Here is a 24,633-nt window from a genome sequence, read left to right on the forward strand (position 1 = left end):
GGCGCGGCGTTGCCGCTGCCGACGACGGTGCTCAGCGCTTGTGCTTGGACGGCGTGCCGCCGCGCGGCTGGCGCACCACCGCCTGCTTGGCGCTGCTGCTGCCGCGTGCGGCGGTCTTGGCCGGCACACCGCCGCGCTTGGAGGTGGCCACCACGGCGCCACGGCCGCGCGCGGGTGCTGCGCCCGAGCCGACACGGGCCGCAGGCGTGGCGCGCACTGGCAGGTACACGACCACGCTGTAGCCGCGCTTGAAGGCGTGGCTCGTGTTGACGTCGTTCCAGTCGGCCACGGCCGCAGGCTTGAGGTTGTAGCGGCGCGCGATGCTCGCCACGTTGTCCGAGCGGCCGGCCTTGACGGTGGTGCGGCGCGTGATGATCTCGGGCTGGAAGCTCAGGTGGCCGCCGTCGGCCACGACCGCCGCCACGTCTTCCTTCACACGCGCGCCGCGCGGCACGATGAGCGTGGAGCCGGCCTTGATGAGCATGCGCGGCGGCACGTTGTTGAGCGCGCGCAGGTCCGACTCGCTCATGCCCGAGCGCTGGGCGGCATCGGCCACCGTCATGGTGCTGGGCACGACCCAGGCAGTCCAGCTGGCGTACTGGCCTTGCGAGTAGGCGTCGAAATTGCGCTTGAAGACTGCCGCGTTGTCCCAGGGCAGCAGGATGTCGGAGGTGCCGGCCGCGATCAGCACGGGCTTGTGGGCGGCGGGGTTGAGCGCGCGGAAGTCTTCGATGCGCACGTCGGCCAGCTTGGCCGCCAGTTCCACGTCGAGGTCGCGCGTGAGCGGCACGGTCTGGAAGTAGGGGTGGTTGGCGATCAGCGGCAGCTCGGCGTTGAAGGCCTGCGGATTCGCCACGATGTTCTTCACGGCCTGCAGCTTGGGCACGTACAGCCGGGTCTCGGCCGGCATCGACAGGTCGCTGTAGGTGGTGGGCAGGCCCAGGCGCTGGTTCTTGGCGATGGCACGTCCCACGCTGCCTTCACCCCAGTTGTAGGCGGCCAGTGCGAGCTGCCAGTCGCCGAACATGCCGTAGAGCTTCTGCAGGTAGTCGAGCGCGGCGCGGGTGGAGGCCACCACGTCGCGGCGGTCGTCGCGGAAGATGTTCTGCTTCAGGTCGAAGTCGGTGCCGGTGGCGGGCATGAACTGCCACATGCCGGCGGCGCGCGCGCTGGACACGGCCTGCGGGTTGAAGGCGCTCTCGATGTACGGCAGCAGCGCCAGCTCGGTCGGCATGTTGCGGCGCTCGAGTTCCTCGACGATGTGGAAGATGTACTTGTTCGAGCGCTCGGTCATGCGCTGGATGTAGTCGGGCCGGCTGGCGTACCACTGCTCGCGGTCGCGCACCAGGTCGCTCTCGAGGTTGGGCATCTTGAAGCCGCGGCGGATGCGGTCCCACATGTCGGCCGGCGGTGCCAGCGTGACCACGCTCTGCGAACGGGCCTGGCCGCTGGTCAGCGGGCTGAGGTTGGCGTCGCGCGGATAGATGGGCGTGGCGCTGCCCGAGGGGCGGGCGCCGGTGCCGCCGGCAGCGGTGCCGGCCTTGGCGGTGGGGGAGGAAGAAGCACTGTTGTCCGTGCTCGCGCAGCCCGCGAGTACCAGGGAGCCTGCGAGGCAGGTGGCAACGATAAATTTCATCGGAAGTCGTTTTTCCATTGGCGCAGCGCGGCGAACACCTCGGCTTCGGCGGCATCCGCGGAAAGCTCGGCATGGGCCCGCACTGCTCGAAAGACGGTGGCTTCGCGGCTGCGAAGAAAGGGGTTGATCCGGCGTTCGATCGCCAGTTGCGAGGGCAGCGTGGGCTGCCCCTGTGCGCGCAGGCTTTCGCAATGCGCGTTGTAGTGAGTGAGTTCGTCGTTGCCGGGTTCCACGGCGCGGGCGAACTTCAGGTTAGCAAGTGTGTATTCGTGCGCACAGCACACACGCGTGTCGCCGGGCAGCGCGGCGAGCGCGTCGAGCGAGGCGAGCATCTGCGCAGGCGTGCCCTCGAACAGGCGGCCACAGCCGCCGGAGAAGAGGGTGTCGCCGCAGAACAGCACGGGGGCCTGCGTGGCCGAGGCCGGCAGAAAGTATGCGATGTGCCCGGCCGTGTGGCCCGGCACGTCGATGACCTCGAAGCGCAGGCCCAGGGCCTGCGCGATGTCGCCCTGCACCAGCGGCGTGAAGGGCTCGGGGATGCGCTCGCGCGCCGGGCCCCACACCTTCGCGCCCGTGGCCGCATGCAGCGCGGCCACGCCGCCCGTGTGATCGGGGTGGTGGTGCGTGACTAGAATCGCGGCCAGCTGCAGCTTGTGGTGCGCCAACGCATCGAACACCGGTTGGGCATCGCCCGGGTCCACCACGATGGCGTGGTGCCCGTCGTGCAGCATCCAGATGTAGTTGTCAGCAAAAGCGGGCAGCGGAACAAGGGTCATGAGCGGTCAAATTATAGGTTTGCAGGATTGGTTCGCGACCCCCCCCGGTCGCTACCTCCTGGCCTGGGAACAGGCCCAGTTCGACGAGGCGGTGGCCGATGTTTTTGGTTACCACGCCTTGCAGCTCGGCGCGGCCGAGGTCAACGGGCTGCGCACCAACCGCATGCCGCACCGCTGGCTGGCCCTGACCGACCCGGTGCGGGCCGGCAAGGCCACGCTGGTGACCGACTTCGCCGCCTTGCCGTTCGCGGCCAACAGCCTCGATCTCGTGGTGCTGCCGCATGCTTTGGAACTCAGTCCCGATCCGCACGCCACGCTGCGCGAGGTCGAGCGGGTGCTGGTGCCCGAGGGCCGGGTGGTGATCTGCGGCCTGAACCCGACCAGCCTGTGGGGCCTGCGGCAGCGCCGCGGGCACCTGTACCGCCGGCTGGGCCTGGGCGAGACCTTCCTGCCCGAGGCCGGCGAGTTCATCGGCTACTGGCGCATGCGCGACTGGCTGCGCCTGTTGAGCTTCGAGGTGGAGTCGGGCCGTTTCGGCATCTACCGGCCGGCGGTGCGCAGCGAAGCCTGGCTGGAGCGCTCGCGCTGGATGGACGCCGCCGGCGAGCGCTGGTGGCCGATCTTCGGCGCCGCCTACTTCCTGGTGGCGGTGAAGCGCGTGCGCGGCATGCGCCTGCTGAGCACCGACTGGCGCCGCAGCGGTGCGCGGGCGACGGCGCCGGTGCCCATCGCGGGCAAGGTGCACCGCAGCAAGCAGTGAACGAACGAATCCATGGACGCGGGCAGCATCGCCCGCATGACGCTAGAGAAAAAAGGAACAGTCAGTTTGAACGAAGTCGTGATCTACACCGATGGCGCGTGCAAGGGCAACCCGGGACCGGGCGGCTGGGGCGCGTGGCTCAAGTCGGGCCCCACCGAGAAGGAACTGTTCGGCGGTGAACTCAACACCACGAACAACCGCATGGAACTCACGGCGGTGATCGAGGGCCTGGCCGCGCTCAAGCGGCCCTGCAAGGTGCTGCTGTACCTCGACAGCCAGTACGTGCGCATGGGCATCACCGAGTGGATTCGCGGCTGGAAGGCCAAGGGCTGGCTGACCTCGACCAAGCAGCCCGTGAAGAACGTCGAGCTCTGGCAGCGGCTCGACAAGCTGGTGGCCGAGGGCGGTCACCAGATCGAGTGGCGCTGGGTGAAGGGCCACTCGGGCGACCCGGGCAACGAGCGGGCCGACATGCTGGCCAACAAGGGCGTGGACAAGGCCCTGGGCCGGATCTGACCCTCAGCGGCAGGGCCTGGGGCTAGATCAACCCCTCGAAGATCATCACGTCGACCTCTTGCCCGGCGTCGACATGGCCCTGGTCGTGGGGCAGCACCACGAGTCCGTTGGCCTCGAGCATCGAGCTCAGCACACCCGATCCCTGGTGCGCCGCCACCCGCACCTCGGGCAGCGAACCCGGCACTTGCCGGACAACGCCGCGCTGGTACTCGGTGCGCCCCGGCTTCTTGCGGATGGGCCCGGCGCTGCGCGCGCGCAGCAGCGGCGGCGGGGCGCAGGCTTCGTCGTGGCAGCCCATCAGCCGCAGCAGCGCCGGCCGCACGAAGGCCAGGAACGCGACCATCGCCGCCACCGGATTGCCCGGCAGGCCGAACAGCACGGCCGACGTGGCCGTGGCCTCGCGCGGACGCGGAATCAGCCCCACCGCCAGCGGCCGTCCGGGCCGCATCGCGACCCGCCAGAAGGCCATGTCGCCCAGTTGCTGCATCACGTCGCGCGTGTGGTCGGCCGCGCCCGCGCTCACGCCGCCGCTGGTGACGATGGCATCGGCCTCGCGCGCCGCGCGCTGCAGCGTGGCGGCGAGCGTGGCGGGGTCGTCGTGCACCAGGCCGAGGTCGATCACCTCGCAGCCCAGCCGCGTGAGCAGGCCGAACAGCGTGTAGCGGTTGCTGTCGTACACGGCGCCTTCGCGCGGCGTGTCGCCCAGGCAGAGGATTTCGTCGCCGGTCGAGAAGTACGCCACGCGCAGCCGGCGCCGCACGGTCACGCGCGCCAGGCCGAGGCTGGCCACCATGCCGAGCGCGGCCGGCGACAGGCGCTCGCCGCGCCGCAGCGCCGGCTGGCCCTGCATCAGGTCTTCGCCGGCCAGGCGGCGGTTGTCGCCGCGGCCCAGCACGCGGGCCGGAAAGCAGACCTGGTCGCCGTCGACCTTGCAGAACTCCTGCGGGATCACGGTGTCCAGGCCGGCCGGCATCATCGCGCCGGTCATGATGCGCACCGCGTCGTGCGGCCCGAGCGCGCCGCGCCAGGCCGAGCCGGCCAGCGCCGTGCCCGCCACGCGCAGCGTGAGCGAATGGTCGATGGGCGCATCGGCCGGCAACAGCGCGCCGTCGAAGGCGTAGCCGTCCATGGCGGAGTTGTCGTGCGGCGGCACGCTCACGGGCGAGACGAGGTCGTCGGCCAGCACGCGGCCGAGCGCGTCGCGCAGCGCGACCTCTTCGGCGTCGGCCACGGCCAGCGGCGCGACGAGGCGCGCGAGAAAGGCGGCGACGGTGTCGACGTCGAGGTCGCCCGCGTCGTAGTCCGCGAGGTCGGCGGCAATGGCGGCGATGCGGCTCATGGCTGTTCGAGCGTCTGCAGATCGGCCAGCGTGTTCGCGTTGAAGAAGGCGTCGGGCGCGTCGCCGGGGCGGTCGAAGGGAACGGTCAGGGCGTTGTGCTGCGCGGTCCAGGCGCCGACCTTGCGGCCGCCTTCCTCGACAAAGCGGCGCAGGCTGTCGCGCAGTTCGATGTGCAGCAGGCAGAACACCGGCTGGCGACGCAGCACCGTGCGGCCGTCGGCCTCGGTTTCAGGTGCGGCGGCCATGGCGATGCGCGCGTGGGCGCCCTCGGCGGCCAGGGCTTCGGCCAGCCGCGCTGCCAGGTCGGGCGGAAAGCGCGGCGTGTCGCAGGGCACGGTGAGCAGCCAGGGCGTGGGGCAGTGTTCGAGCCCGCTCAGCATGCCGGCCAGTGGGCCGGGGTGGTCGGGCACGCTGTCGGCGAACACGGGCACGCCCAGCGCTTCGTAGGCGGCGAAGTTCCGGTTGGCATTGATCAGCACGCGGCCGACCTGCGGGCGCAGGCGCCGCACGGCGTGCGCGGCGAGCACTTCGCCCTGGAGCAGCTGCAGGCCCTTGTCGACCCCGCCCATGCGGGTGCCGCGCCCGCCGGCGAGCACGAGGCCTGTGATGTCGGCCGCTGCGATGGCCGGTGCGGTACCCATGGCTGGCGGCCTCATCCGCCGATGTAGCTCATCTCGACGCGCCGGGGCGCTGCCGCGTCGGGGGCGCTGTCGTCGGGGCCGCGCAGGGCGCGCAGCTCGGAATAACGGTCGGCGCGGCCCTGCCAGATGTGGCCGATGGCGGAGGCGATGTCGCCGTCGCTCGCGCCGTCGCGCAGCATCGGACGCAGGTCGTGGCCCTGGCTGGCGAACAGGCACAGATACAGCTTGCCCTCGGTCGACAGGCGTGCGCGGCTGCAGTCGTGGCAGAAGGCCTGGGTCACGCTGCTGATCACGCCGATCTCGCCGCCGCCGTCGGCATAGGCCCAGCGCTGGGCGGTCTCGCCGGGCGTGGTGGCTTCGAGCGGCACGAGCGGAAATTCGGCCGCGATGCGGGCGATGACCTCGGCCGAGGGCAGCACCTCGTCCATGCGCCAGCCGTTGGTGGCGCCCACGTCCATGTACTCGATGAAGCGCAGCACGACCTTGCCGCCGTGGTGCTCGCGGAAGTAGCGCGCCATTGGCAAGATTTCCTGCTCGTTGGTGCCGCGCTTGACCACCATGTTGACCTTGATCGGGCCCAGGCCCGCGGCCAGGGCGGCGTCGATGCCGGCCAGCACGTCGGCCACCGGAAAGTCGACGTCGTTCATGTGGCGGAACACGGCGTCGTCCAGGCTGTCCAGGCTCACCGTCACGCGCTGCAGGCCGGCGGCCTTCAGCGCGGCGGCCTTGCGCTTCAGCAGCGAGCCGTTGGTGGTGAGCGTGAGCTCGAGCGGGTCGCCGTCGGGCGTGCGCAGCTCGGCCAGTTGGGCGATGAGCCCTTCGATATGCTTGCGCAGCAGCGGCTCGCCGCCGGTCAGGCGGATCTTGTGCACGCCGTGCGAGGCGAACAGCCGCGCCAGGCGCGTGATTTCCTCGAAGCTCAGCAGGGCGCTGTGCGGCAGGTACTGGTAGTCCTTGTCGAACACGTCCTTGGGCATGCAGTAGCTGCAGCGGAAGTTGCAGCGGTCGGTCACGCTGATGCGCAGGTCGGTCAGCGGGCGGCCCAGCCGGTCGGCCAGCAGGCCGGTGGCGGGCACGGCGATGTCCGGCGCGGCCACGACGGCGTGGCCCGCGGGGGCGATCGGAATGACGGTACTGCTGCTGCTGTTCTTCATGGGGCGATGCCGATTTTGCGCCATGGCCCGCGACCGCGCGCCATGCGGGCTACTTCAGCACCGCCGCATAGACCATGTTGCGCGCGAGGCTTCGGTAGTGGGTGCGGTACTTGGGCGACTGCAGCATCAGCACCACGAACATCTCGTTCTTCGGATCGACCCACATGTAGGTGCCGCCCGCGCCGCCCCAGTTGTACTCGCCGCCGCCGGACGGGTAGGGCGCCTCGCCGTCGTTGCGGCGCACCGCGAAGCCCAGGCCGAAGCCGTAGCCCGGGCCCGGCAGGTACAGCGGGCCGGGCACGATGCCGGCGCCGGCGTTCGAATGGTCGCTCGTCATCAACGCCAGCGTGCGCGGGCCGAGGTAGCGCGTGCCGTCGAGCGTGCCGCCGTTGAGCAGCATCTGCAGGAAGCGCGCGTAGTCGGACGCGGTCGACACCAGCCCGCCGCCGCCCGATTCGAGCTTGCGCGCGATGCGCGGGTCGTTCAGGTCGGCGCCCACGCCGAAGCTGCGGTCGCTCGGCAGCGGCTCGGCGATGCGCGGCTGGCGCGCGGGCTCGGGCACGTAGTAGGTGGTGTCCTTCATGCCCAGAGGGTCGAACAGGCGCGCCTTTTCGAACTGGTACAGCGATTGGCCCGACACCACCTCGACCACGCGGCCCAGGATGTCGGTCGAGTAGCTGTAGTCCCAGGTCGTGCCGGGCTGGTAGGCCAGCGGCAGCTTGGCCAGGCGCTGCGAGAACTCGGCGTTGGTCGGATCGCCGTCCGCCAGGTTGGCGGCGTTGTAGGCCTGCTTGACCAGCCCCGGGCCGAAGAAACCGTAGGTCAGGCCCGAGGTGTGGCGCATGAGGTCCTGCACGGTGATCGGGCGGCGCGCGGGCACGGTCTCGAGCACCGGCTTGCCGTCGGCGCCAGGCTTTTCCACGCCCACCGACAGGCTGGCGTACTCGGGCAGGTACATGGCGACCGGGTCGTCCAGCTTCAGGCGGCCGTCTTCCACCAGCATCATCGCGGCGACCGTGGTGATGGGCTTGCTCATTGAGTAGATGCGGAAGATGCCGTCGCGCGGCATCGGCGTGCCGGCGGTGGCATCGAGCTTGCCGACCGGTTCGAACCACGCAACCTTGCCCTGGCGCGCGACCAGCAGCACCGCGCCGGGGATCTTGCCGGCGGCCACGTCGGCCTTGAGCACGTCGGTGAGCTTCTGCAGGCGTTCGGTGGACAGGCCCACCGACTCGGGCCGGGCGGTGGGCAGCGACTGGGCGGTGGCGAGCAGCGGCAGGGCGAGGCTCAGGCCGAGCAGGGCCGTGCGCAGCAGGGCGCGGCGCTTCAGGATGGTCATGCGTGTTGTCTCCGTCGGTGGTGGATGGATGCAACCGGCAGGACGGTCTTGGCGCCGTCCGTGCGAGCCGGTCGCGGGGCAGTGTATCGGCGCTTCGGTCGTGGCGTGCTGGCCGATTGGCGGCATCTATGGTGCCGATATCTTGACGCAGCCAATGAGAATTACTATCATTTAAACGCCTGAGTACGCAGCACAAGCACCACGCAAAGGGCTCTCTTCCAACAAGGAGCTTCCGAACCGTGCCGTACACCTTGCCAGCCTTGCCCTATGCCTTCGACGCGCTCGAACCCCACATCGATGCGCAGACGATGGAGATCCATCACGGCAAGCACCACCAGACCTACGTGAACAACCTGAACGCGGCGTTGAAAGACACGCCGCATGCGGACACGCCGGTCGAAGCCCTCGTCGCCGGCGTCGAGGAACTGCCCGAGGCGCTGCGCGCACCGGTGCGCAACAACGGCGGCGGCCACGCCAACCACAGCCTGTTCTGGACCGTGATGGCCCCGGTGGGCGAGGGCGGCGGCGGGGCGCCTTCGGGCGCGCTCGCGCAGGCCATCGATACCGACCTGGGCGGCTTCGACGCCTTCAAGGACGCCTTCACCAAGGCCGCGCTCACGCGCTTCGGCAGCGGCTGGGCCTGGCTGGTCGTCGGCGCCGACGGCAAGCTCGCCGTGGAAAGCAGCGGCAACCAGGACAGCCCGCTGATGCGCGGCATCGGCTCGGGCAAGACCCCGATCCTGGGCCTGGACGTGTGGGAGCACGCCTACTACCTGAAGTACCAGAACCGCCGCCCCGAATACATCGCGGCCTTCTACAACGTGGTGAACTGGGCCGAGGTGGCCCGCCGCCATGCCGCCGCGACCGGCGGCCGATGAGCCGAAGAGGAGCCCGCCCATGAACGACACGCCGCAGGGCACGGTGGCCACAGCGCCGCCGCCCAGGTCGCCGCGCCCGTTGCGCGAGTGGATCGGCTTTGCCATCGTCGCGGCCGGCGCGCTGGCGCTGGCGTCGCAGTTCTGGTCCTTCGTGCGCGCCGACCCGCTGGTGTGGAACGCGCTGCGCGGCGGCTCGGTGGCGGCGCTGGCGACCGCGCTGGGCACGCTGCCGGTGCTGTTCTCGCAGAAGCTGCCCGACAAGCTGCAGGACACGCTGTTCGGCTTCGGCGCCGGCGTGATGCTCGCGGCCTGCGCCTTCTCGCTGATCATTCCCGGGCTGGACGCCGCCAAGTCGACGGGCGTCTTCGGCGGTGGCGACTGGGCGGCCGGCGGCGTGATCGGCACGGCCATCCTGCTGGGAGGCCTGGTGCTCATGACCATGGACCGCGTGCTGCCGCACGAGCATTTCATCAAGGGCCGCGAAGGGCAGAGCGGGCGGCAGCTGCGCCGCACCTGGCTCTTCGTGTTCGCGATCGCGCTGCACAACGTGCCCGAGGGCCTGGCCATCGGCGTCGGCTACGCGGCCAACAACGGCGTGCGCGCCGATGCGCTCGCCACCGGCATCGCGATCCAGGACGTGCCCGAAGGTCTGGTGGTGGCCGTGGCGCTGCTGGCAGCCGGCTACAGCCGCCTGTTCGCGGTGCTGATCGGCATGGCCTCGGGCTTGGTCGAACCACTCGGTGCCGTGCTCGGCGCGGCGGTGGTGGGACATTCGGCGATGCTGCTGCCCTGGGGGCTGGGCTTCGCGGCAGGCGCGATGCTGTTCGTGATCAGCCACGAGATCATTCCCGAATCGCACCGCAAGGGGCACGAGGCCTATGCGACCAGCGGGCTGATGATCGGCTTCGTGCTGATGATGCTGTTGGACACCGCGCTGGGCTGATGCCCCGGCGCGGCGTCGTCAGCCTCAGCCGTGCTTGACCGCGACGGTCTTCAGCGTCGTGAAGCCGTACAGCGCCTCGAAACCCTTCTCGCGCCCGTAGCCCGACGACTTCACGCCGCCGAACGGCAGCTCGACGCCGCCGCCCGCGCCGTAGTTGTTGATGAACACCTGGCCGCTCTTCACGCGCCGGGCCATGCGGAACTGGCGCGCGCCGTCGGCCGTCCAGACGCCGGCCACGAGGCCGAACTGGGTGGCGTTGGCGAGGGCCACGGCTTCGTCCTCGTCGGCGAACCGCATCGCGGCGAGCACGGGGCCGAACACTTCTTCCTGCGCCAGGCGATGGCCCACGGGCACGTCGCGCAGCAGGGTCGGGGCCTGGTAGAAGCCGGTCTCGGGCGCTTCCTCGACCACCACGCCCTGCGCCACCATCGGGATGCCGGCGTGTTGCGCGTCGCTCAAAAAGTCCCACACGCGCTGCTGCTGCGTCTGGCGGATCAGCGGGCCGACGTCGAGGTCCATCGCCGCGGGGCCCACGCGCAGGGCTTCGAAGGCGTGGCCCAGGCGCTCGAGCAGGGGCTCGTAGATGTCGCGCTGGATCAGCACGCGCGAGCCCGCCGAGCAGGTCTGGCCGGCGTTCTGCACGATGGCGTTGATCACCACGGGGATCACCGCGTCCAGGTCGGCGTCGGCGAACACGATCTGCGGGCTCTTGCCGCCCAGTTCGAGCGTGACAGGGCAGTGCCGTTCGGCCGCCACCTGCTGGATCAGCGTGCCGATCTTCGGGCTGCCCGTGAAGCTGATGTGGTCGATGCCTTCGTGGCGCGCGAGCGCGTCGCCCACTTCATGGCCGTAGCCCGTCACGATGTTGAGCGCGCCGGCCGGGAAGCCCACCTCGGCCGCCAGCTGCGCCACGCGGATCAGCGACAGGCAGGCGTCCTCGGCCGGCTTCACCACGCACACGTTGCCGGCCGCCAGGGCGCCGCCCACGCTGCGCCCGAAGATCTGCATCGGGTAGTTCCACGGAATGATGTGGCCCGTGACGCCGTGCGGCTCGCGCCAGGTGAAGACGCTGTAGCCGTCCTGGTAGGGAATGGTCTCGCCGTGCAGCTTGTCGCAGGCACCGGCATAGAACTCGAAGTAGCGCACCAGCGCCACGGCGTCGGCACGGGCCTGCTTCACGGGCTTGCCGCAGTCGCGCTGCTCGATGAGCGCGAGCTCGTCGACGTGCTCGGCGATCTTCTGCGAGAGCTTGAAGAGCAGGCGGCCGCGGTCGGCGGCGCTGACCTTGTGCCACACGCCCTCGAAGCAGTCGCGCGCGGCGCGCACGGCGGCGTCGATGTCGGCTGCGTTGCTGCGCTGGATCTCGTCGAAAGGCTGGCCGTCCGACGGGTCGATGACGGGGAGGGTGCGGCCGGAGGCGGAGGGAACGTCCGCGTTGGCGATGTAGTTGAGCTGCATGGGGCGAGATTTTGCGCGAAGCCCGCCCCGCGCGTGGCGCCCCGGCCGGCCCGCCTTACTTCGCCGCGGTGGCTTTGGGCAGCGCGCGCACGGCGTTCAGCATGCGCTCGACGTGCTTGTCGGGGTTGAGGTTCTGGTAGTAGTAGGCGACCTTGCCGTCGGTCGCGATCACGTACGACAGGCGGTTGGCGAAGTCGGGCCGGGTCTGCATCAGCGCGTCGAAGCCCTGGATCACGGTCTTGCCCTGGTCGGAGGCCACCGGAAAGCGGCTCTGGCACGACTTGACCGAGAACTTGGACAGCGTGTCGATGTCGTCGGCTGAGACGCCGATCACCGTGGCCCCGAGTGCGGCGAACTGGTCGACCGCCTCGGCGAAGGCGTGGGCCTCGATGGAGCAGTCGTTGGAATCGGCCGCCGGAAAGAAGTACAGCACCACCGGCCCCTTGGCCAGCGCCTCGGCCAGCGAGTAGCGGAAGGTCTTGCCGCCGAGCGCGGCCGTGGCGGTGAACTTGGGCGCGGGATCGCCGATGTCGAGTGCGGCGTGGGCAGTGGGTACCCCGGCGGCGAGGGCCGCGGCCCACAAAGCGGTGCGCAAAAGGAGCGATCGGGCCATGATGTAACTCCGAAGCGAAGTGAACCGAATTCTAGGACGGTGCCTTGCGAAATGGGTCCTCGCTGAAACCGCGGCGGGCGTGGCGGCGTACATCAGGGCAATGGCAACCACAACGACAAGAGGAATCCGATCATGAATGCCTGGGCCCGGTCTTTCTTGCGCACGGCGCTGGCCGGCGTGCTGCTGGCATTGCTCGGCGCGTGCGGCTCGCTGCCGCCGGCGCGCGAACGACCGGCCGAGCACGCCGCTGTGGCCGACCCGGGCACCGCGCTCGCGAAGATCGCCGCGGCCTCCACGCCACCCGGCGAGCATTCGGGCTTCCGGCTGATGCCGCTGGGTGTGTACTCGCTCGACGCGCGCATCCAGCTCGCGCAGCGCGCCGAGCACTCGCTGGTGGTGCAGTACTACCAGCTCGAGAACGACGCCACCGGTCGGCTGCTGCTGCGCACGCTGCGCGAGGCGGCCGCGCGCGGCGTGAAGGTGCGGGTGCTGGTGGACGACCTGTACACGGTGAAGAGCCAGCAGCTGTTGCTGGCGCTGTCCGAAACGCCGAATGTGTCGGTGCGCCTGTTCAATCCGTTCTGCTGCGCGCGCGACGGGTTCCTGTCGCGCTTCGTGGTGTCGATCTTTGACATCCACCGGCTCAACCACCGCATGCACAACAAGCTCTTCATTGCTGACGGCGCGATGGCGGTGGTGGGCGGGCGCAACATCGCCGACGAGTACTTCGTGCTGAGCGAAGCGCAGAACTTCATCGACATGGATGCGCTGGTGGTCGGCAAGGTGGTGCCGCAGCTCGAGAGCATCTTCGACGCCTACTGGAACAGCGACCAGATCTGGCCCATTGCCGAGATCGTGCGCAAAGAGGCCGGCGCCGCCACCTTCGATGCCGAGATCGGCATGTCGGGCCCGCCGCCGAAGGTCGTGCTGCCGCCCTCGGACATCCTCGGCTACGGCCCCATCGCCGAGGAGCTCGACGGCGGCCGCATGGGCTTGCTGTGGGGCGAGGCCCGCGCCATCGCCGACCCGCCCTCCAAGCCCACGACGCTGACGGCCGAAGATGCCATCGCCACCAGCGTGACGATGAAGGTCTGGGCGCTGCTGCTCGACGCCAAGACCGAGGTCGACCTGACCTCGCCCTACCTCGTGCCGGGCGAGCGCGGCATGGCGGCCTTCGAGGACCTGGCCAAACGCAAGGTCAAGCTCACGCTGCTGACCAATTCGCTGGCCGCCAACGACGAGCCGCTGGTGCACACCGGCTACGCGCGCTACCGCGAGCGCCTGCTGAAAGGCGGCGCCGACCTGTACGAGCTGAGCCCGCAGCGCACCACCGCGAGCATGCGCTTCGGCAGCTTCGGCAACTCGTTGGGCCGGCTGCACGCCAAGACCGCCGCCATCGACAAGACGCGCATCTTCATCGGCTCGATGAACCTCGACCCGCGTTCGGCCAGCCAGAACACCGAGATGGGCGTGGTGGTCGACAACCCGCAACTCGCGCGCGAGATGCTGCGCATCATCCATGTGAGCAAGCTGCAGAACTCGTACCGGCTGCGGCTGTCGAAGGAGGGCGGCACGCTCGAATGGCTCACGAACGACGGCGAGAAAGAGATGATCCTCACCTCGGAACCCGAGTCGGGTTTCTTCCAGCGTCTGTACAACACCCTGATCTCTCCGCTGGTGCCCGAGATGCTGTTGTAGCCTCGGGGGATGGCGCAGACCTTCACTTCTCTTTCGGCTCCGCAGGTCATGCTGTGGGGCCTGCTGTTCTTCGGCGGCATCTACCTGGGTTTCGGCGCGCTCACCTGGCTGCTCACGAAGCGCGTGCTGCCGGCGTTGGGCATCGGGCGCGCGCTCGACCCGCGACCGCTGCAGCCCGGCCAACTGCGGCGCGAACTCACGCAGTCGGGCATCTCGGTGCTGATCTTCGGGTTGGGCATGGTGTTTCCGTGGGGGCTGCTGCAGCTGGGCTGGGCGCGGCTCGAGCCTGACGCGGGATGGCGCCGCATCGGCATCGAGATCCTCGTGCTCGCGGTGTGGAACGACGTGCATTTCTGGCTCAACCACCGGCTGCTGCACACGCGCTGGCTGCGCCGCTTCCACGGCCCGCACCACCGCTCGTTCGTGACCACGCCGTGGGCCACCTACAGCTTTCACCCGATCGAGGCGCTGATGCTCGGCAACGTGATCCTGCTGCCGATGGTGCTGCACGACTTCAGCTTCTGGTCGCTGGCGTCGGTGCCGGTGTTCAGCCTGTTCTTCAACTGCGTCGGGCATTCGAACTACGACTTCGTGCCCGGCGTGTCGTACAGCCACTGGTTCGCCGCGAGCCGCCGGCACCACCTGCACCATGCCGTGCACAACGGCAACTACGGCTTCCAGTTCACCTTCATGGACCGGCTGTTCCGCACGCGCATCGCGGCCGACGCGGCCGAGCCGCTGTTCCAGGCGTTTCGAAAGAAGCATGGCGCCACGACGGCCTGACGCGCGCCATCGGCTGCCGCGGCTGCGCCACTGGCGCGACTGGCAAAGCCTGGCGTACCTCGTCGCCTTGCCTGCGCTGGCGGCGTGGCAGTGGGTGCACGGCTTCCAGGTGGTGCTGTATGCGCTGATGCTGTTCCTCACGCTCGGCATCGGCGTGATCCACCACAACCACGTGCACCTGCGCATGTGGCGCGGGCGGCGCATGAACCGGCTCACCGACTTCTGGATCACGCTGCTGCAGGGCCATCCGACCTTCGTCTTCTGGCCTGCGCACGTGGCCAACCACCATCGCCACCGCCACGGGCCGAAGGACGTGGCGCGCACCTACCGCTTCGGCGGCGACACCAACCACCTGTGGGGCTACCTGCTGCATCCGTTCCAGGCCGCGTGGGTACTGATGCCGCTGTTCTTCGGCTGGCTCGCGCGGCTGCACCAGCATCACCGCGGTGCCTGGCGCTACTGCATGGCGCAGTACGCGCTGTGGCTGGTCAGCTGGAGCGTGCTGCTGGCGATCGACTGGCGCAAGGCATTGCTCTTCGTGATCGTGCCGCAACTGCACGGCCTGCACTGGCTGCTGGCCACCAACTACCTGCAGCACGCGCACGCCGACGGCCGCAAGACGCCGCGCAAGGAGGCATCCGGCGATACCCGCGGTAGCCAGTTGAACTACGCGCGCAATTTCGAGGGGCTGGTGAACCCCTTGCTGTTCAACATCGGCCTGCACACCGCACACCACGAGAACCCGCATGCCCATTGGTCCGAGCTCACGCACCTGCATCACACGCGCTACCGCGCGCAGGTGGCACCCGCGCTCAACGAGGGCGGGCTGGTGCCGTACATGGTGCGCGTCTTCGTGCTGGGGACCGTGTGGCCGCGTTTTCGCAGCCGCTCGCTGATGCCTCCCGATTCACCCATCTCCTGAACCCATGCCCGTTTCATTCCAACGCGTGTACCTCGAAAGCGCCGGCTACTTCATGCCCGGCGAGCCTGTTCCCAACGACCTCATGGACGCGTACATCGCGCCGCTCAACCGCATGTCGGAGCGCATCAAGCGCCGCATCCTGGCTGAGAACGGCATCCTCACGCGGCACTACGCGATCGACGAAGAAGGCGTGACGCGCCACACCAACGCGCAGCTGGCGGCCGGTGCGATCCGCGACTGCCTGCAGCGCGGCGGGGCCGAGCTGTCGCGCGTGTCGCTGCTGGCCAGCGGCTCCTCGGGCGGCGACACGTTGATGCCCGGCTTCGCCAACATGATCCAGGGCGAGCTGGCAGCGCAGCCGATGGAAACGCATTCGGTGCACGGCATCTGCGCGGCCGGCGTGTCGGCGATCCAGACGGCGGCGCAGGGCATCGAGCTGGGCGCACACCGCTCGGCGCTGGCGGTGGCGAGCGAAATGCCGTCGCGCCTGTTCAAGCGCTCGCGCTTCGCCGCGCGTGGCTACGAGACCGATTTCGACTCGCACTTCCTGCGCTGGATGCTGTCCGATGGCGCGGGCGCGCTGCTGCTGTCCGACGGCACGCCCGCGCTGGCCGGCAAGCCGGGGCTGCGTCTGAAGCTGAAGTGGGTGCACCAGCGCGCCTTTTCGGGCGATTACCCGGTCTGCATGCAGCTCGGCCTCACTGAGGATCGCGCGCGCGGGCATCTCGATTTCGGCTCGTGGGCCGAGGCCGAGGCGGCCGGCGCGCTGTCGCTGCGCCAGGACATCCGGCTCTTGCCGCACCTGTTCGACATCGGCATCCACGAGTACGCGGGCCTGGTGCGCGACGGCTGGGTCGATCCGAAGCGGGTCGACCATTTCCTGTGCCATTACTCGTCGGAAAAATTCATCCCGGTGGTCGAAGACCTGATGGCCAAGGCCGACCTGGCGATTCCGCGCGAGCGCTGGTGGAGCAACCTGGCCTGGCGCGGCAACACCGGCGCGGCATCGATCCTCGTGATGCTGGCCGAATTCCTGCACACCAAGACACTGAAGCCGGGCGAGCAGATCTTCTGCTACGTGCCGGAGTCGGGGCGCTTCATGGCGGCGTACATGCTGCTCGAGGTCGAGGCGGTCGATGCGGCGCCTGTCGTGATCGCGCCCCGCGCGGCGGCGGTAGCGCCCGACGACGACCTCGTCATCGCACCCCCGCACGACCCGGCCGCCGCGCCCGAAGGCTTGGGCGCCTTGCTGACCGAGCTGGCCGCCATCTGGCACGACTACCGCTCGCGCGTGTGGCGCACGCCGCTGATCCGCCAGATCCGCGAGCGCCGTTTTGCCGTGCCCGACTACCTGAACTGGATGGAGCAGTGGGTGCCGCAGGTGCGCGAAGGCAGCCTGTGGATGCGCGAAGGCGCCGCCTCGCTGAGCGAGCCGTACCGCATGCTGTCGTCGCTGATCGATGTGCACGCGGGCGAGGAGCAGAACGACTTCAACATCCTCTTCAGCGACTACCGCAAGGCCGGCGGCACGGTCGAATCGATCGACGAACTGCGCCGCAACCCCGGCGGCGAGGCGCTCAACGCCTACCTGCACGGCCTGGCCGCCACGCGCGACCCGATCGGCCTCCTGGGTGCGATCTACATCATCGAAGGCACGGGCCAGCGCATCGTGCCGGCGCTGCTGCCGCTGCTCAAGGCCAGCCTGAAGCTGCCGCCCGACGCCTTCCGTTTTCTCGAGTACCACGGGCACAACGACGAGCACCACCTGAACCGCTGGCTCGCCGCGGTCGAGATGGTGATGGCCGTGGAAGGGCAGGCCCGCGCCGCCCGCCAGATTGCCGACACCGCGCGCCATACGGCGGCGCTGTACCTGATGCAGTTCCAGCACATCACCGAACGAATGCCCCATGGATCGAACACCTGATTTCCTGAAGCAGGCCCACGACGAGCGCGACCCCAGCCCGTGGCTGGCGCTGTATCTCGACCAGAGCACGCCGCTGCCCGACGACGTGAAGGCCGCGTGGCTGGCCGATTCGAGCTCGGCCTCGCGCCAGTACCTGCTGCCGTTCCTGCGGCCGATCGCGCGGCTGACGATCATCCTGATCCAGATCGTGAAGGTGTTCGTGCCGCGCAACTGGTCGCACTCGATGCTGCTGCACCGCTTTCTGGCGTGGGGGCTCAAGCGCTTCGTGTCGCCCGAGGCCAACTGGCTGATCCTGCGGCACTTTCACCTGGGCTCGCAGGTGCTGGCCTTCATCGGTCGCAACTCGCCCGCGCCCGTGGGCACGTCGCCGCTGGAGCCGGCCGACATCGACGCGCTGAAGGACGAGATGTTCCTGAAGCACGACCTGAACCTGTTCAACTTCGTGATCCGGCTGAACACGGCGTTGCGCGACAAGGGGTTGGCGCTGTGCAAGGCCGAGCAGGTCGATTTCTCGATGATCCAGCCGCCGGCGCTGCGGCTGGAAGACATGCCCCAGGGCAAGCTGAATTTTCTCGACCTGCAGAGCGCCATCGAGCTGTTCACGCCGCTGTACCAGCTGATGCTCACCGACAACGATTTCTGGCGCGCCGCCAACTCCTTGCAACTGGACGAAACCATCGGCATCTACGCGGCGACGATCCTGAACGCGCCGGAGCACCTGATCCTGGTCAACAACAAGCATCCGCTGGTGCCGCTGTCGACCTTGCGGGCCGGGCACCGGCTGGTGATCCATGGCCTGTCGACCGAAATGCTTCACAGCCTGCTCCAGCGCATGCGCGCGGCGCAGGAAGCCATGACGGCAGAGACACTTCCGCGCGACCCGCCCCTTGCATAGGGGTATGCTGTCCCCACATGCAAACCATGAACACGACCCGAAATCCGTCCCCCAAGACCGATCTGGCGGTGACCCACGTGCTGGCTCAACTGCTGGAGAGGCTTGAGCACAGCGCCGTGCCGGTTGGCGCCGAGCAGTACCGCTCGGTGGTCGAGCATCTGGTGCATGAATTCGAAGACGTCGAGCCCGGTGCCGAACTGGGCCAGTTGCTCGACGCCTATCCGGCCGCCTCCGAGGTCTACGAAAATATGAATTACCAGCACGCCGGCCTTTGCCGCTCGGCGCTGGACGTTTCCCTGGCCGCCGAAGGCGCAGCCAAGGAAGCCATTGCCCGCGCCATGCGCGGTGACGAATCGAACAAGGACAAGATGCATGGCCAAGGGTGAAGTGAAAACGGCAGTGGTGGCGGACGGGCTGCGCTACAAATCGAAGGCGCCGGGTTCGCCGTTCCGCGCCTCGGCGTCGTTCAGCGGGGCCACGATGTCCTGCTTCATGTGCGGCAAGCACCGCGTGCGTTCGCAGCTGCGCACGCGCCAGGTGCTGGGCAAGTCGCAGACCGTCTGCGCACCTTCGTGCAAGGCCCTCGATGAGGCCCTCGAGGCCGAAGCATCGTCGAGCTGAGCGCCTAGCACGGCACCGCGTCGCGTTGGCGACATGGCCTCATCGGCATGTCGTCGATTGCCTTCCCTCCCGGTCGCAATCGATATACAGTTGGACACAAATGATGCAAGTAATTGCATTTAATCTAAAGTTCTAATTTGTAGCCGATGACCACTCAAATCCAGCAAGAAGGCGATCGGTGCCCCGCAGCGGGCGTGGATTTTTCTCTGCGTGGAGGGCCTGAGCTGTGAACAAGCCGCGCCACGTTGTCATGCAGGTCGTCAAGCGCTCGTCCGGCAGCGCCACGCACCATGTCGAATTCCTCATGGACGACAACTTTGCCGAGCGCCTGCGTCAATTGCGCTCGCTGGTGCCGCCGCTGGGTGCCCTCAACAAGCAACGCGACCTCGTGATCGACAAGGTTCGCGTGCGCCTGCCCAACGCCATCTGGCGCTCGGGCAACGAGATCGCCATCGACGGCGGGGTGGACGGCTCCTGCATCGTGATCGCGGCCGAGGGCTCGTTCAACTGCGGCGGCAAGGACCGCCGCACGCGCGAAAAACTCGTGACCTACAACTTCTCGATCGCACGCCTGATCGAGCTGCACGGCGAGCGCCCCGAAGGCGAAACGCTCTACATCCGCGACGGCGTGTTCGCCAACGACGAACCGGCCGAATCACCGGCCGGCCGCTGGGTGGCATCCATGCACGAACTCGAAGTGGTGATGCGCGTGCCCGATGCGCCATCCGATTTCGACACGCTGCACGACCTCACGATGCGCGCCGACGGGCAGCCGACGCAGGCGGGGGCGCTGAGCCCGCACCGCGCCAGCATCTACTGACGAACTCAGGCCGACGTTGCCGCAGGCGCGCCCACGGGCGTGAACTGCGCGCCGTTGTCGGCCAGCCAGCGCGCCGAGAGGCTGCTGTCCTGCTGGTCGGGGTGGAAGTCGCTGCGCAGGTACTGGCGCCAGCCCGCGAGATTGCCCCGCAGCAGGCCGCCGCGGCCCAGCAGGATGCGCGCGGCGCTCTTCCAGGTGGCCCACTTCCACAGTTGCTTTTCATGCCGCAGGTTGTCGACCGTCTGGCGCATCAGGTCGCCGAGGAACATCACCGTCACGCGGCGGAACCAGCGCGTACGCCATTCGTCGGAGCCGCCCGCGGCCTTGTAGATGTCGAAGGCGACGCTCTTGTGCTCCAGCTCTTCCGCGCTGTGCCACAGCCACATCGTGCGCAGCCGGGGCTCGGCGCCGTCCAGGATCTCGGGGCGGGCCAGCAGCCACTCGGCGAACATCGCCGTGAAGTGCTCGGTGGCGGCCGTCACGGCCAGCGCGTGGCGCGGATCGGCGCCGTCCATGAGTTCCATGCGCTGGCTGGCGCGCGCGGTCCAGCGGTCGACCAGGCCCAGTTGCTCGAGGTGCGCGTTGAACAGCGAATGGATGCGCCGGTGCGTCGCCTCCTGGCCGATGAAGCCGCGCACGTCGGCGCGGTAGCGCTCCTGCACCTCGGGCGGCAGCGTGGCCATGGCGTCGCGCACGGCGTCGATGAAGAACTGCTCGCCGAAGGGGAAGCTCATCGACAGGGCGTTGAAGAAAGCCGTCGAAAACGCATCGCCGCCGCACCAGTCGCGCGAGAAGGGCGGTTGCAGATCAATCAGCAGGCGGCGGACAACGAGTTCGGTCATGGGATGGCAGTTCCTGAGGTCGTGGGCACAATGGTTGGTACAGATTCGTACCGCGTGCCGCCATGGTGCAATTGTGAACTGGTACTGTCAAGTACCAAGGCGTAGGAAAATGAATCGCACATGACTGCCACCATCGACAAAACCGCCACGCCCGATGCCGCCGAAGGCGCGCCCAGCGAGCACTACGCGCGGCTGCTCCAGGGCATGGCGCATGCCGTGGCGGCCAAGGGCTACGCCGACACCACCATCGCCGACATCGTGCGCGAGGCCGCCGTGTCGCGGCGCACGTTCTACGAGCACTTCAGCACCAAGACCGAGTGCCTGATCGCGCTGTACGAAACGGCCAGCCGGCTCGGCCTGCAGGCCGTGAGCGAGGCCTTCGACCCGGCCCAGCCCTGGCATACGCAGGTGGAGCAGGCGATGACCGCCTACATGGACTACCTCGCCCAAGACCCGGTGCTGCTGCGCACGCTGTTCGTCGAGATCCTCGGGCTGGGCCTGCCGGGCCTGGCGGCGCGGCGGCGCGTGAACGGCGAGATCGCCAACTTCATCCAGGTGGCGATCAACAGCAGCGATTCGGGTGAGGTGCCCGTGGCGCACATGAGCAGCCAGATGGCGATGACGGTGGTGGGCGGCATCAACGAACTGGTGCTGCAGGCCATCGAGCAGGACCGCGTAGGCGACTTGCGCGAGCTGGTGGCGCCCGCCACGCGGCTGGTGCGCGCCGTGGCGGCGGACAGCCGACGCTAGTCGCGTTCGTTCTGGCGTGGCGTGGCCGCAGCCCACAGCACGAGCAGTCCCACCACCACCATCGCCGCCAGCGCCCCGAGGTACGGCAGCACGTCGTGCAGCGGCGCCCCCATCTGGTTGAGCCGCAGCGAGGCCTGGATGCCCGCCGTGCTCGGGAACAGCCAGCGCAGCGCCTGCAGCGGCGCGGGCAGGGCCTCGACGGGCCACGAGAAGCCCGAGAGAAAGGCCATCGGCAGCGCAGTGAAGAGCAGCACCTGCAACGCACGCTCGCGGTCGCGGAACCAGCAACCCAGCAGCAGGCCCAGCACGCAGATCGCCGGCACGTAGAACAGCAGCAGCACCAGCGCGGCGAACGGATTGCCGCCGCGCGGGTAGTCCTGCAGGAAGAACACCCAGCCGAAATAGAACAGGCCGCTCAGCACGCCGAAGCCCGACAGCGCGCCCAGCCGCCCAAGCCACGCGCCCATGCCCGCGCGCAGCCGGCCGGCCTCGGCCCAGGTGCCGGCGAGCATCGCGGCGCCCATCAGCAGCGTCTGCTGCAGGATCAGCAGCGCCACCGCCGGCACCACGTAGCTGCCGTAGCCCTCGGTCGGATTGAACAGCGCCACCAGTTGCGTGTTGAGCGGGCTGCGGCTGCGCGCGGCCTGGACCGCGCTTTGGCCGCCGGCCTGCAGCTTGCGGATCTCGACACCGGCCGACACCGTGCCCACCGCTTCGGAGAAGCCGTACAGCACCGCCTTGTTCAGCAGCGCATAGGCGCCGTTGCCCTCGATGCTCACCACCGCCGGCGTGCCGCGCAGCACGTTGCGCTTGAGGTCCTGCGGCAGCAGCGCGTAGCCTTCGATCTCGCCGCGCCACAGCGCCTGCTGCGCCTCGTGCACGTCGGACGTGACCATGCGCACGTCGAGCCGCGGGCTGGCCATCGCGAAGCGCGCGATCTGCCGCGACAACCCGCTGTGGTCCTGGTCGACCACCGCCACCGGTACGCGCGTGACAGCCTGCGTGCCGTAGGGCCACGGGTAGAAGAAACCGTAGATGATGGGCGCGAGCAGCATGATCAGCAGCACGCCCTTGTCGCGCAGCACGTCGAGTGCGGTGTCGCGCCAGGCGGCGGCGAAGCCCCGGATGCGTGTGCTCATCAGCGGCCTCCCCACGTCTCGGGCGCCGCGGCCGCACGCACCAGCAGCGTGGCCGACACGGCCAGCAGCACCGCCGTGCCCACCACCATCCACAGCGGCGTGGCGGCCGAGTAGGCCAGGGGCGCGCCCATCTGCAGCTGCTCCATCTGCACGCGGATGTAGTGCGTGTACGGCAGCAGGCCGGCCCACAGCTGCGCGAGCACCGGCATGGCGACCAGCGGAAAGCCCACGCCGCCGAACGCGAAGGCCGGCGCGGTGATGAAGCCGGTGGCCGACAGCGCGGTGCGCAGCGAGCGCGTGAGGCTGGCCACGAAGGCGCCGAGTGCGATCGACAGCGCCAGGAACACCATCAGCGCGAACAGCGTCCATCCCACCGAGCCGACGGGGTGCCAGCCGCGGCCCGCCGTGATCCACAGCATGGCGGCCAGGCCCACCGCCGACAGGCTCGCGAACGGCAACATCAGCTTGCCAGCCAGCGCGGCCAGCGCCTCAGGCCAGCGCGGCGCGGCGCCGAGCCAGCCGCCCAGGCTGCGGTCGCGCAGCTCGCGGCCCACGGCCCAGGCGCCGGCCGTCATCGCGAGGATGTGCAGCAGCGCCGGAATGAGCGCGACGCCGAGAAACTGCTCGTAGTCGGTCGAGGTGTTGAACAGCGCCACCATGCTGGCCTTGACCGGGTCCATGCTGACGCGCGCGGCCTTCATCGACTCGCCGCGCTTGTTGCGCACCGCAAGCTCGACACCGGCCGACACCGTGGCGACGGCGGTGCGCACGTCGCGCTGGATCAGGCTCGAATGCGTGCCCAGCTGCGCGTTGTGCAGCAGCACGACCTGCCCGACGCGGCCCTGCTTGACGTCGCGGCTCAGTTCGCGCGGCAGCTGCACCGCGGCGTCGACGGCGCCGCTGGTGAGCGCGCGCTGCATCTCGCCTTCGTCGGCGTACCGCTGCGCCACGCGCAGGCCCGGCGTGGCGTCCAGGAAGCGCACCAGCTGGCGCGAGAGGGCGGAGTGGTCCTGGTCGAGCACGCCGATCGGCAGGCGCGTGGGCAGGCCGGCCGAGAAGATCCACCAGATCAGGAACACCGCGAGCAGCGGCACCCACGAGATCATGGCCAGGTCCCACGGACGCGTGCGCAGCAGCGCGAATTCGCGCCGGGCGCTGGCGGTGGAAAAGCCGCGCAGGCTCATGGCGGGTTCGGCCTCAGTCGACCAGCACGCTCATGCCGGGGCGTGCGCCTTCGATCGGCTTGAGCGGCCGGGCGCGGACCTCGAAGGTGCGCACGTCGAAGCCGGCGCCGCCGCGCGTGGCGCGCCAGGTGGCGAAGTCGGGCAGCACGCCGCTGTAATAAACCTTGAAGCGGGCGGTGCGCCGGTCCTCGGGCAGGGCGGGCAGGCGGGCGTCGAATTCCTTGTCGAGCGCGAAGCGGGACAGCCGGTCTTCGCGCACGTTGAGCACCACCCACTGGTCGTTCAGGTCGACCACCGTGACCACGGCCACGCCCTGCGGCGAGAGCTCGCCGACCTTGGCGAGCACCTTGGCCACCTCGCCGCCGACCGGGCTGCGCAGCTCGGTCTCGGCCTTGGCGGCTTCCACCTCGGCCACCACGCCGGCCACCTGTCTCGCCTGTGCGTTGGCAGCGGCCTTGTCCTCGGGGCGGGCGCCGGTGCGCGCCATGTCGTACTGCGCCTTGGCGGCCACGGCGGCGTCGCGCGAGGCCTTCCAGTTGGCCTCGGCCTCGTCGCGCTTCTGGTCGGCCACGAGGCCGTCGCGCGCCAGGCCGTCGACACGGCGAAACGACGTCTGCGCGAGCTGGGCGGCGGTCTCGGCGCGCTGCCATTGCATGCGCGCCATTTCGATCTCCTGCGGGCGGGCGCCGTTCTGTGCCTTGTCGGCCACGGCCTGTGCGGCCTGTTCGGCGGCGGTGGCCTGCGCCAGCTTGGCGCGCACCTCGGGGCTGTCCATGCGCACCAGCAGGGCGCCGGCCTGGATGCGGTCGCCTTCCTTCACCGCCACTTCGGCGATGCGGGCCGTGACCTTGCCGGCCACGTCGGTCTCGCGCGCTTCCATCTGGCCCTGGAACACCTCGGGCGCCGGCTGCGCGGCGCGCCAGAAGCCCCAGGCGAGCAGCACCAGCACGAGCAGTGCGGCGGCGATGGCGATCAGTCGGCGGGTCTTGGCACTCATCATGG

General features: G+C 69.3%; 25 protein-coding genes. 13 read left to right on the forward strand and 12 right to left on the reverse strand.

All coding sequences use genetic code 11. The features are described from left to right. Nucleotides 1-31: 31 nt before the first annotated feature. The gene (locus tag AC07Q9_RS06895; protein WP_492676790.1) at nt 32-1,636 is read right to left on the reverse strand and encodes a transglycosylase SLT domain-containing protein; all 1,605 of its coding nucleotides are present in this window, start codon (nt 1,634-1,636) and stop codon (nt 32-34) included. Beyond that, nucleotides 1,633-2,412, reverse strand: a complete 780-nt coding sequence (gene gloB, locus AC07Q9_RS06900; RefSeq protein WP_099789921.1) for a hydroxyacylglutathione hydrolase — start codon at nt 2,410-2,412, stop codon at nt 1,633-1,635. Before gloB ends, AC07Q9_RS06895 begins: the two co-directional genes overlap by 4 nt. On the opposite strand from gloB, the gene AC07Q9_RS06905 reads away from it, so the two are divergent. Together AC07Q9_RS06905 and rnhA are read left to right on the forward strand one after the other, a co-directional pair. Beyond that, on the forward strand, nt 2,411-3,172 hold the full coding sequence (locus AC07Q9_RS06905) for a class I SAM-dependent methyltransferase (protein ID WP_260684899.1): 762 nt from the start codon (nt 2,411-2,413) through the stop codon (nt 3,170-3,172). The two genes, gloB and AC07Q9_RS06905, sit on opposite strands and share 2 nt — an antisense overlap. A 66-nt stretch (nt 3,173-3,238) precedes the next feature. Continuing rightward, entirely contained in the window at nt 3,239-3,688 is a 450-nt protein-coding gene (rnhA, locus tag AC07Q9_RS06910; RefSeq protein ID WP_139704073.1) for a ribonuclease HI, read from the forward strand. A gap of 22 nt (nt 3,689-3,710) precedes the next feature. On the opposite strand, the gene moeA is transcribed toward rnhA, so the two are convergent. The 4 genes from moeA to AC07Q9_RS06930 are packed head-to-tail and all read right to left on the reverse strand — an operon-like array spanning nt 3,711 to nt 8,161. Further along, nucleotides 3,711-5,027, reverse strand: a complete 1,317-nt coding sequence (gene moeA, locus AC07Q9_RS06915; RefSeq protein WP_495308310.1) for a molybdopterin molybdotransferase MoeA — start codon at nt 5,025-5,027, stop codon at nt 3,711-3,713. Beyond that, nucleotides 5,024-5,668, reverse strand: a complete 645-nt coding sequence (mobA, locus tag AC07Q9_RS06920; RefSeq protein ID WP_307693018.1) for a molybdenum cofactor guanylyltransferase MobA — start codon at nt 5,666-5,668, stop codon at nt 5,024-5,026. The genes moeA and mobA overlap by 4 nt, the downstream gene beginning before the upstream one ends. Nucleotides 5,669-5,679: 11 nt before the next feature. Continuing rightward, entirely contained in the window at nt 5,680-6,822 is a 1,143-nt protein-coding gene (gene moaA, locus AC07Q9_RS06925; RefSeq protein ID WP_495308313.1) for a GTP 3',8-cyclase MoaA, read from the reverse strand. Nucleotides 6,823-6,871: 49 nt separating this feature from the next. Beyond that, complete coding sequence (locus tag AC07Q9_RS06930) at nt 6,872-8,161, reverse strand: serine hydrolase domain-containing protein (RefSeq protein WP_495308315.1); 1,290 nt, start codon at nt 8,159-8,161, stop codon at nt 6,872-6,874. Between the two features lie 239 nt (nt 8,162-8,400). On the opposite strand from AC07Q9_RS06930, the gene AC07Q9_RS06935 reads away from it, so the two are divergent. Further along, complete coding sequence (locus AC07Q9_RS06935) at nt 8,401-9,039, forward strand: superoxide dismutase (RefSeq protein WP_495308317.1); 639 nt, start codon at nt 8,401-8,403, stop codon at nt 9,037-9,039. Between the two features lie 19 nt (nt 9,040-9,058). Further along, nucleotides 9,059-9,982 (forward strand): ZIP family metal transporter, encoded by a 924-nt coding sequence (locus AC07Q9_RS06940; protein WP_492676802.1) that lies wholly within the window; start codon nt 9,059-9,061, stop codon nt 9,980-9,982. Between the two features lie 24 nt (nt 9,983-10,006). On the opposite strand, the gene AC07Q9_RS06945 is transcribed toward AC07Q9_RS06940, so the two are convergent. Both AC07Q9_RS06945 and AC07Q9_RS06950 read right to left on the reverse strand, forming a co-directional pair. Beyond that, nucleotides 10,007-11,440: an aldehyde dehydrogenase family protein gene (locus tag AC07Q9_RS06945; RefSeq protein ID WP_495308320.1), complete on the reverse strand. Its 1,434-nt coding sequence runs from the start codon at nt 11,438-11,440 to the stop codon at nt 10,007-10,009. A 55-nt stretch (nt 11,441-11,495) separates the two neighbouring features. Continuing rightward, nucleotides 11,496-12,053 (reverse strand): peroxiredoxin, encoded by a 558-nt coding sequence (locus tag AC07Q9_RS06950; RefSeq protein ID WP_492676805.1) that lies wholly within the window; start codon nt 12,051-12,053, stop codon nt 11,496-11,498. Nucleotides 12,054-12,185: 132 nt separating this feature from the next. Here AC07Q9_RS06950 and AC07Q9_RS06955 point away from each other — a divergent pair, with 132 nt between their 5' ends. The 8 genes from AC07Q9_RS06955 (at nt 12,186) to AC07Q9_RS06990 (ending at nt 19,716) form a co-directional block, all read left to right on the forward strand. Continuing rightward, entirely contained in the window at nt 12,186-13,751 is a 1,566-nt protein-coding gene (locus AC07Q9_RS06955; protein ID WP_495308321.1) for a phospholipase D family protein, read from the forward strand. Nucleotides 13,752-13,760: 9 nt separating this feature from the next. Next, a complete protein-coding gene (locus AC07Q9_RS06960) occupies nt 13,761-14,534 on the forward strand; it encodes a sterol desaturase family protein (protein WP_095950217.1) in 774 nt (257 codons plus the stop codon). Continuing rightward, nucleotides 14,515-15,456 (forward strand): fatty acid desaturase family protein, encoded by a 942-nt coding sequence (locus AC07Q9_RS06965; RefSeq protein ID WP_495308323.1) that lies wholly within the window; start codon nt 14,515-14,517, stop codon nt 15,454-15,456. The genes AC07Q9_RS06960 and AC07Q9_RS06965 overlap by 20 nt, the downstream gene beginning before the upstream one ends. Before the next feature lie 4 nt (nt 15,457-15,460). After that, a complete protein-coding gene (locus AC07Q9_RS06970) occupies nt 15,461-17,380 on the forward strand; it encodes an iron-containing redox enzyme family protein (protein ID WP_495308325.1) in 1,920 nt (639 codons plus the stop codon). After that, nucleotides 17,364-18,275: a DUF6999 family protein gene (locus AC07Q9_RS06975; RefSeq protein ID WP_495308327.1), complete on the forward strand. Its 912-nt coding sequence runs from the start codon at nt 17,364-17,366 to the stop codon at nt 18,273-18,275. Before AC07Q9_RS06970 ends, AC07Q9_RS06975 begins: the two co-directional genes overlap by 17 nt. A gap of 17 nt (nt 18,276-18,292) precedes the next feature. Next, nucleotides 18,293-18,661, forward strand: coding sequence for a hypothetical protein (locus AC07Q9_RS06980; protein ID WP_159276639.1), 369 nt, complete (start codon nt 18,293-18,295; stop codon nt 18,659-18,661). After that, nucleotides 18,648-18,896: a hypothetical protein gene (locus AC07Q9_RS06985; protein ID WP_056580179.1), complete on the forward strand. Its 249-nt coding sequence runs from the start codon at nt 18,648-18,650 to the stop codon at nt 18,894-18,896. The genes AC07Q9_RS06980 and AC07Q9_RS06985 overlap by 14 nt, the downstream gene beginning before the upstream one ends. 250 nt (nt 18,897-19,146) lie before the next feature. Next, on the forward strand, nt 19,147-19,716 hold the full coding sequence (locus tag AC07Q9_RS06990; protein ID WP_495300345.1) for a hypothetical protein: 570 nt from the start codon (nt 19,147-19,149) through the stop codon (nt 19,714-19,716). 5 nt (nt 19,717-19,721) lie between these two features. Here AC07Q9_RS06990 and AC07Q9_RS06995 read toward each other — a convergent pair whose 3' ends face one another. Beyond that, complete coding sequence (locus tag AC07Q9_RS06995; protein ID WP_495308329.1) at nt 19,722-20,558, reverse strand: metal-dependent hydrolase; 837 nt, start codon at nt 20,556-20,558, stop codon at nt 19,722-19,724. A 120-nt stretch (nt 20,559-20,678) separates the two neighbouring features. On the opposite strand from AC07Q9_RS06995, the gene AC07Q9_RS07000 reads away from it, so the two are divergent. After that, on the forward strand, nt 20,679-21,308 hold the full coding sequence (locus tag AC07Q9_RS07000) for a TetR/AcrR family transcriptional regulator (protein WP_489061504.1): 630 nt from the start codon (nt 20,679-20,681) through the stop codon (nt 21,306-21,308). Here the strand turns inward: AC07Q9_RS07000 and AC07Q9_RS07005 are convergent. The 3 genes from AC07Q9_RS07005 to AC07Q9_RS07015 are packed head-to-tail and all read right to left on the reverse strand — an operon-like array spanning nt 21,305 to nt 24,631. Further along, complete coding sequence (locus AC07Q9_RS07005) at nt 21,305-22,447, reverse strand: ABC transporter permease (RefSeq protein WP_495308332.1); 1,143 nt, start codon at nt 22,445-22,447, stop codon at nt 21,305-21,307. The genes AC07Q9_RS07000 and AC07Q9_RS07005 overlap by 4 nt on opposite strands. Then, nucleotides 22,447-23,631, reverse strand: a complete 1,185-nt coding sequence (locus AC07Q9_RS07010) for an ABC transporter permease (protein WP_495308333.1) — start codon at nt 23,629-23,631, stop codon at nt 22,447-22,449. Before AC07Q9_RS07010 ends, AC07Q9_RS07005 begins: the two co-directional genes overlap by 1 nt. 13 nt (nt 23,632-23,644) lie before the next feature. After that, nucleotides 23,645-24,631, reverse strand: coding sequence for an HlyD family secretion protein (locus AC07Q9_RS07015; protein WP_495308335.1), 987 nt, complete (start codon nt 24,629-24,631; stop codon nt 23,645-23,647). Between the last annotated feature and the right edge of the window lie 2 nt (nt 24,632-24,633).

It is taken from the genome of Variovorax sp. GW821-FHT09A10, assembly GCF_059418385.1.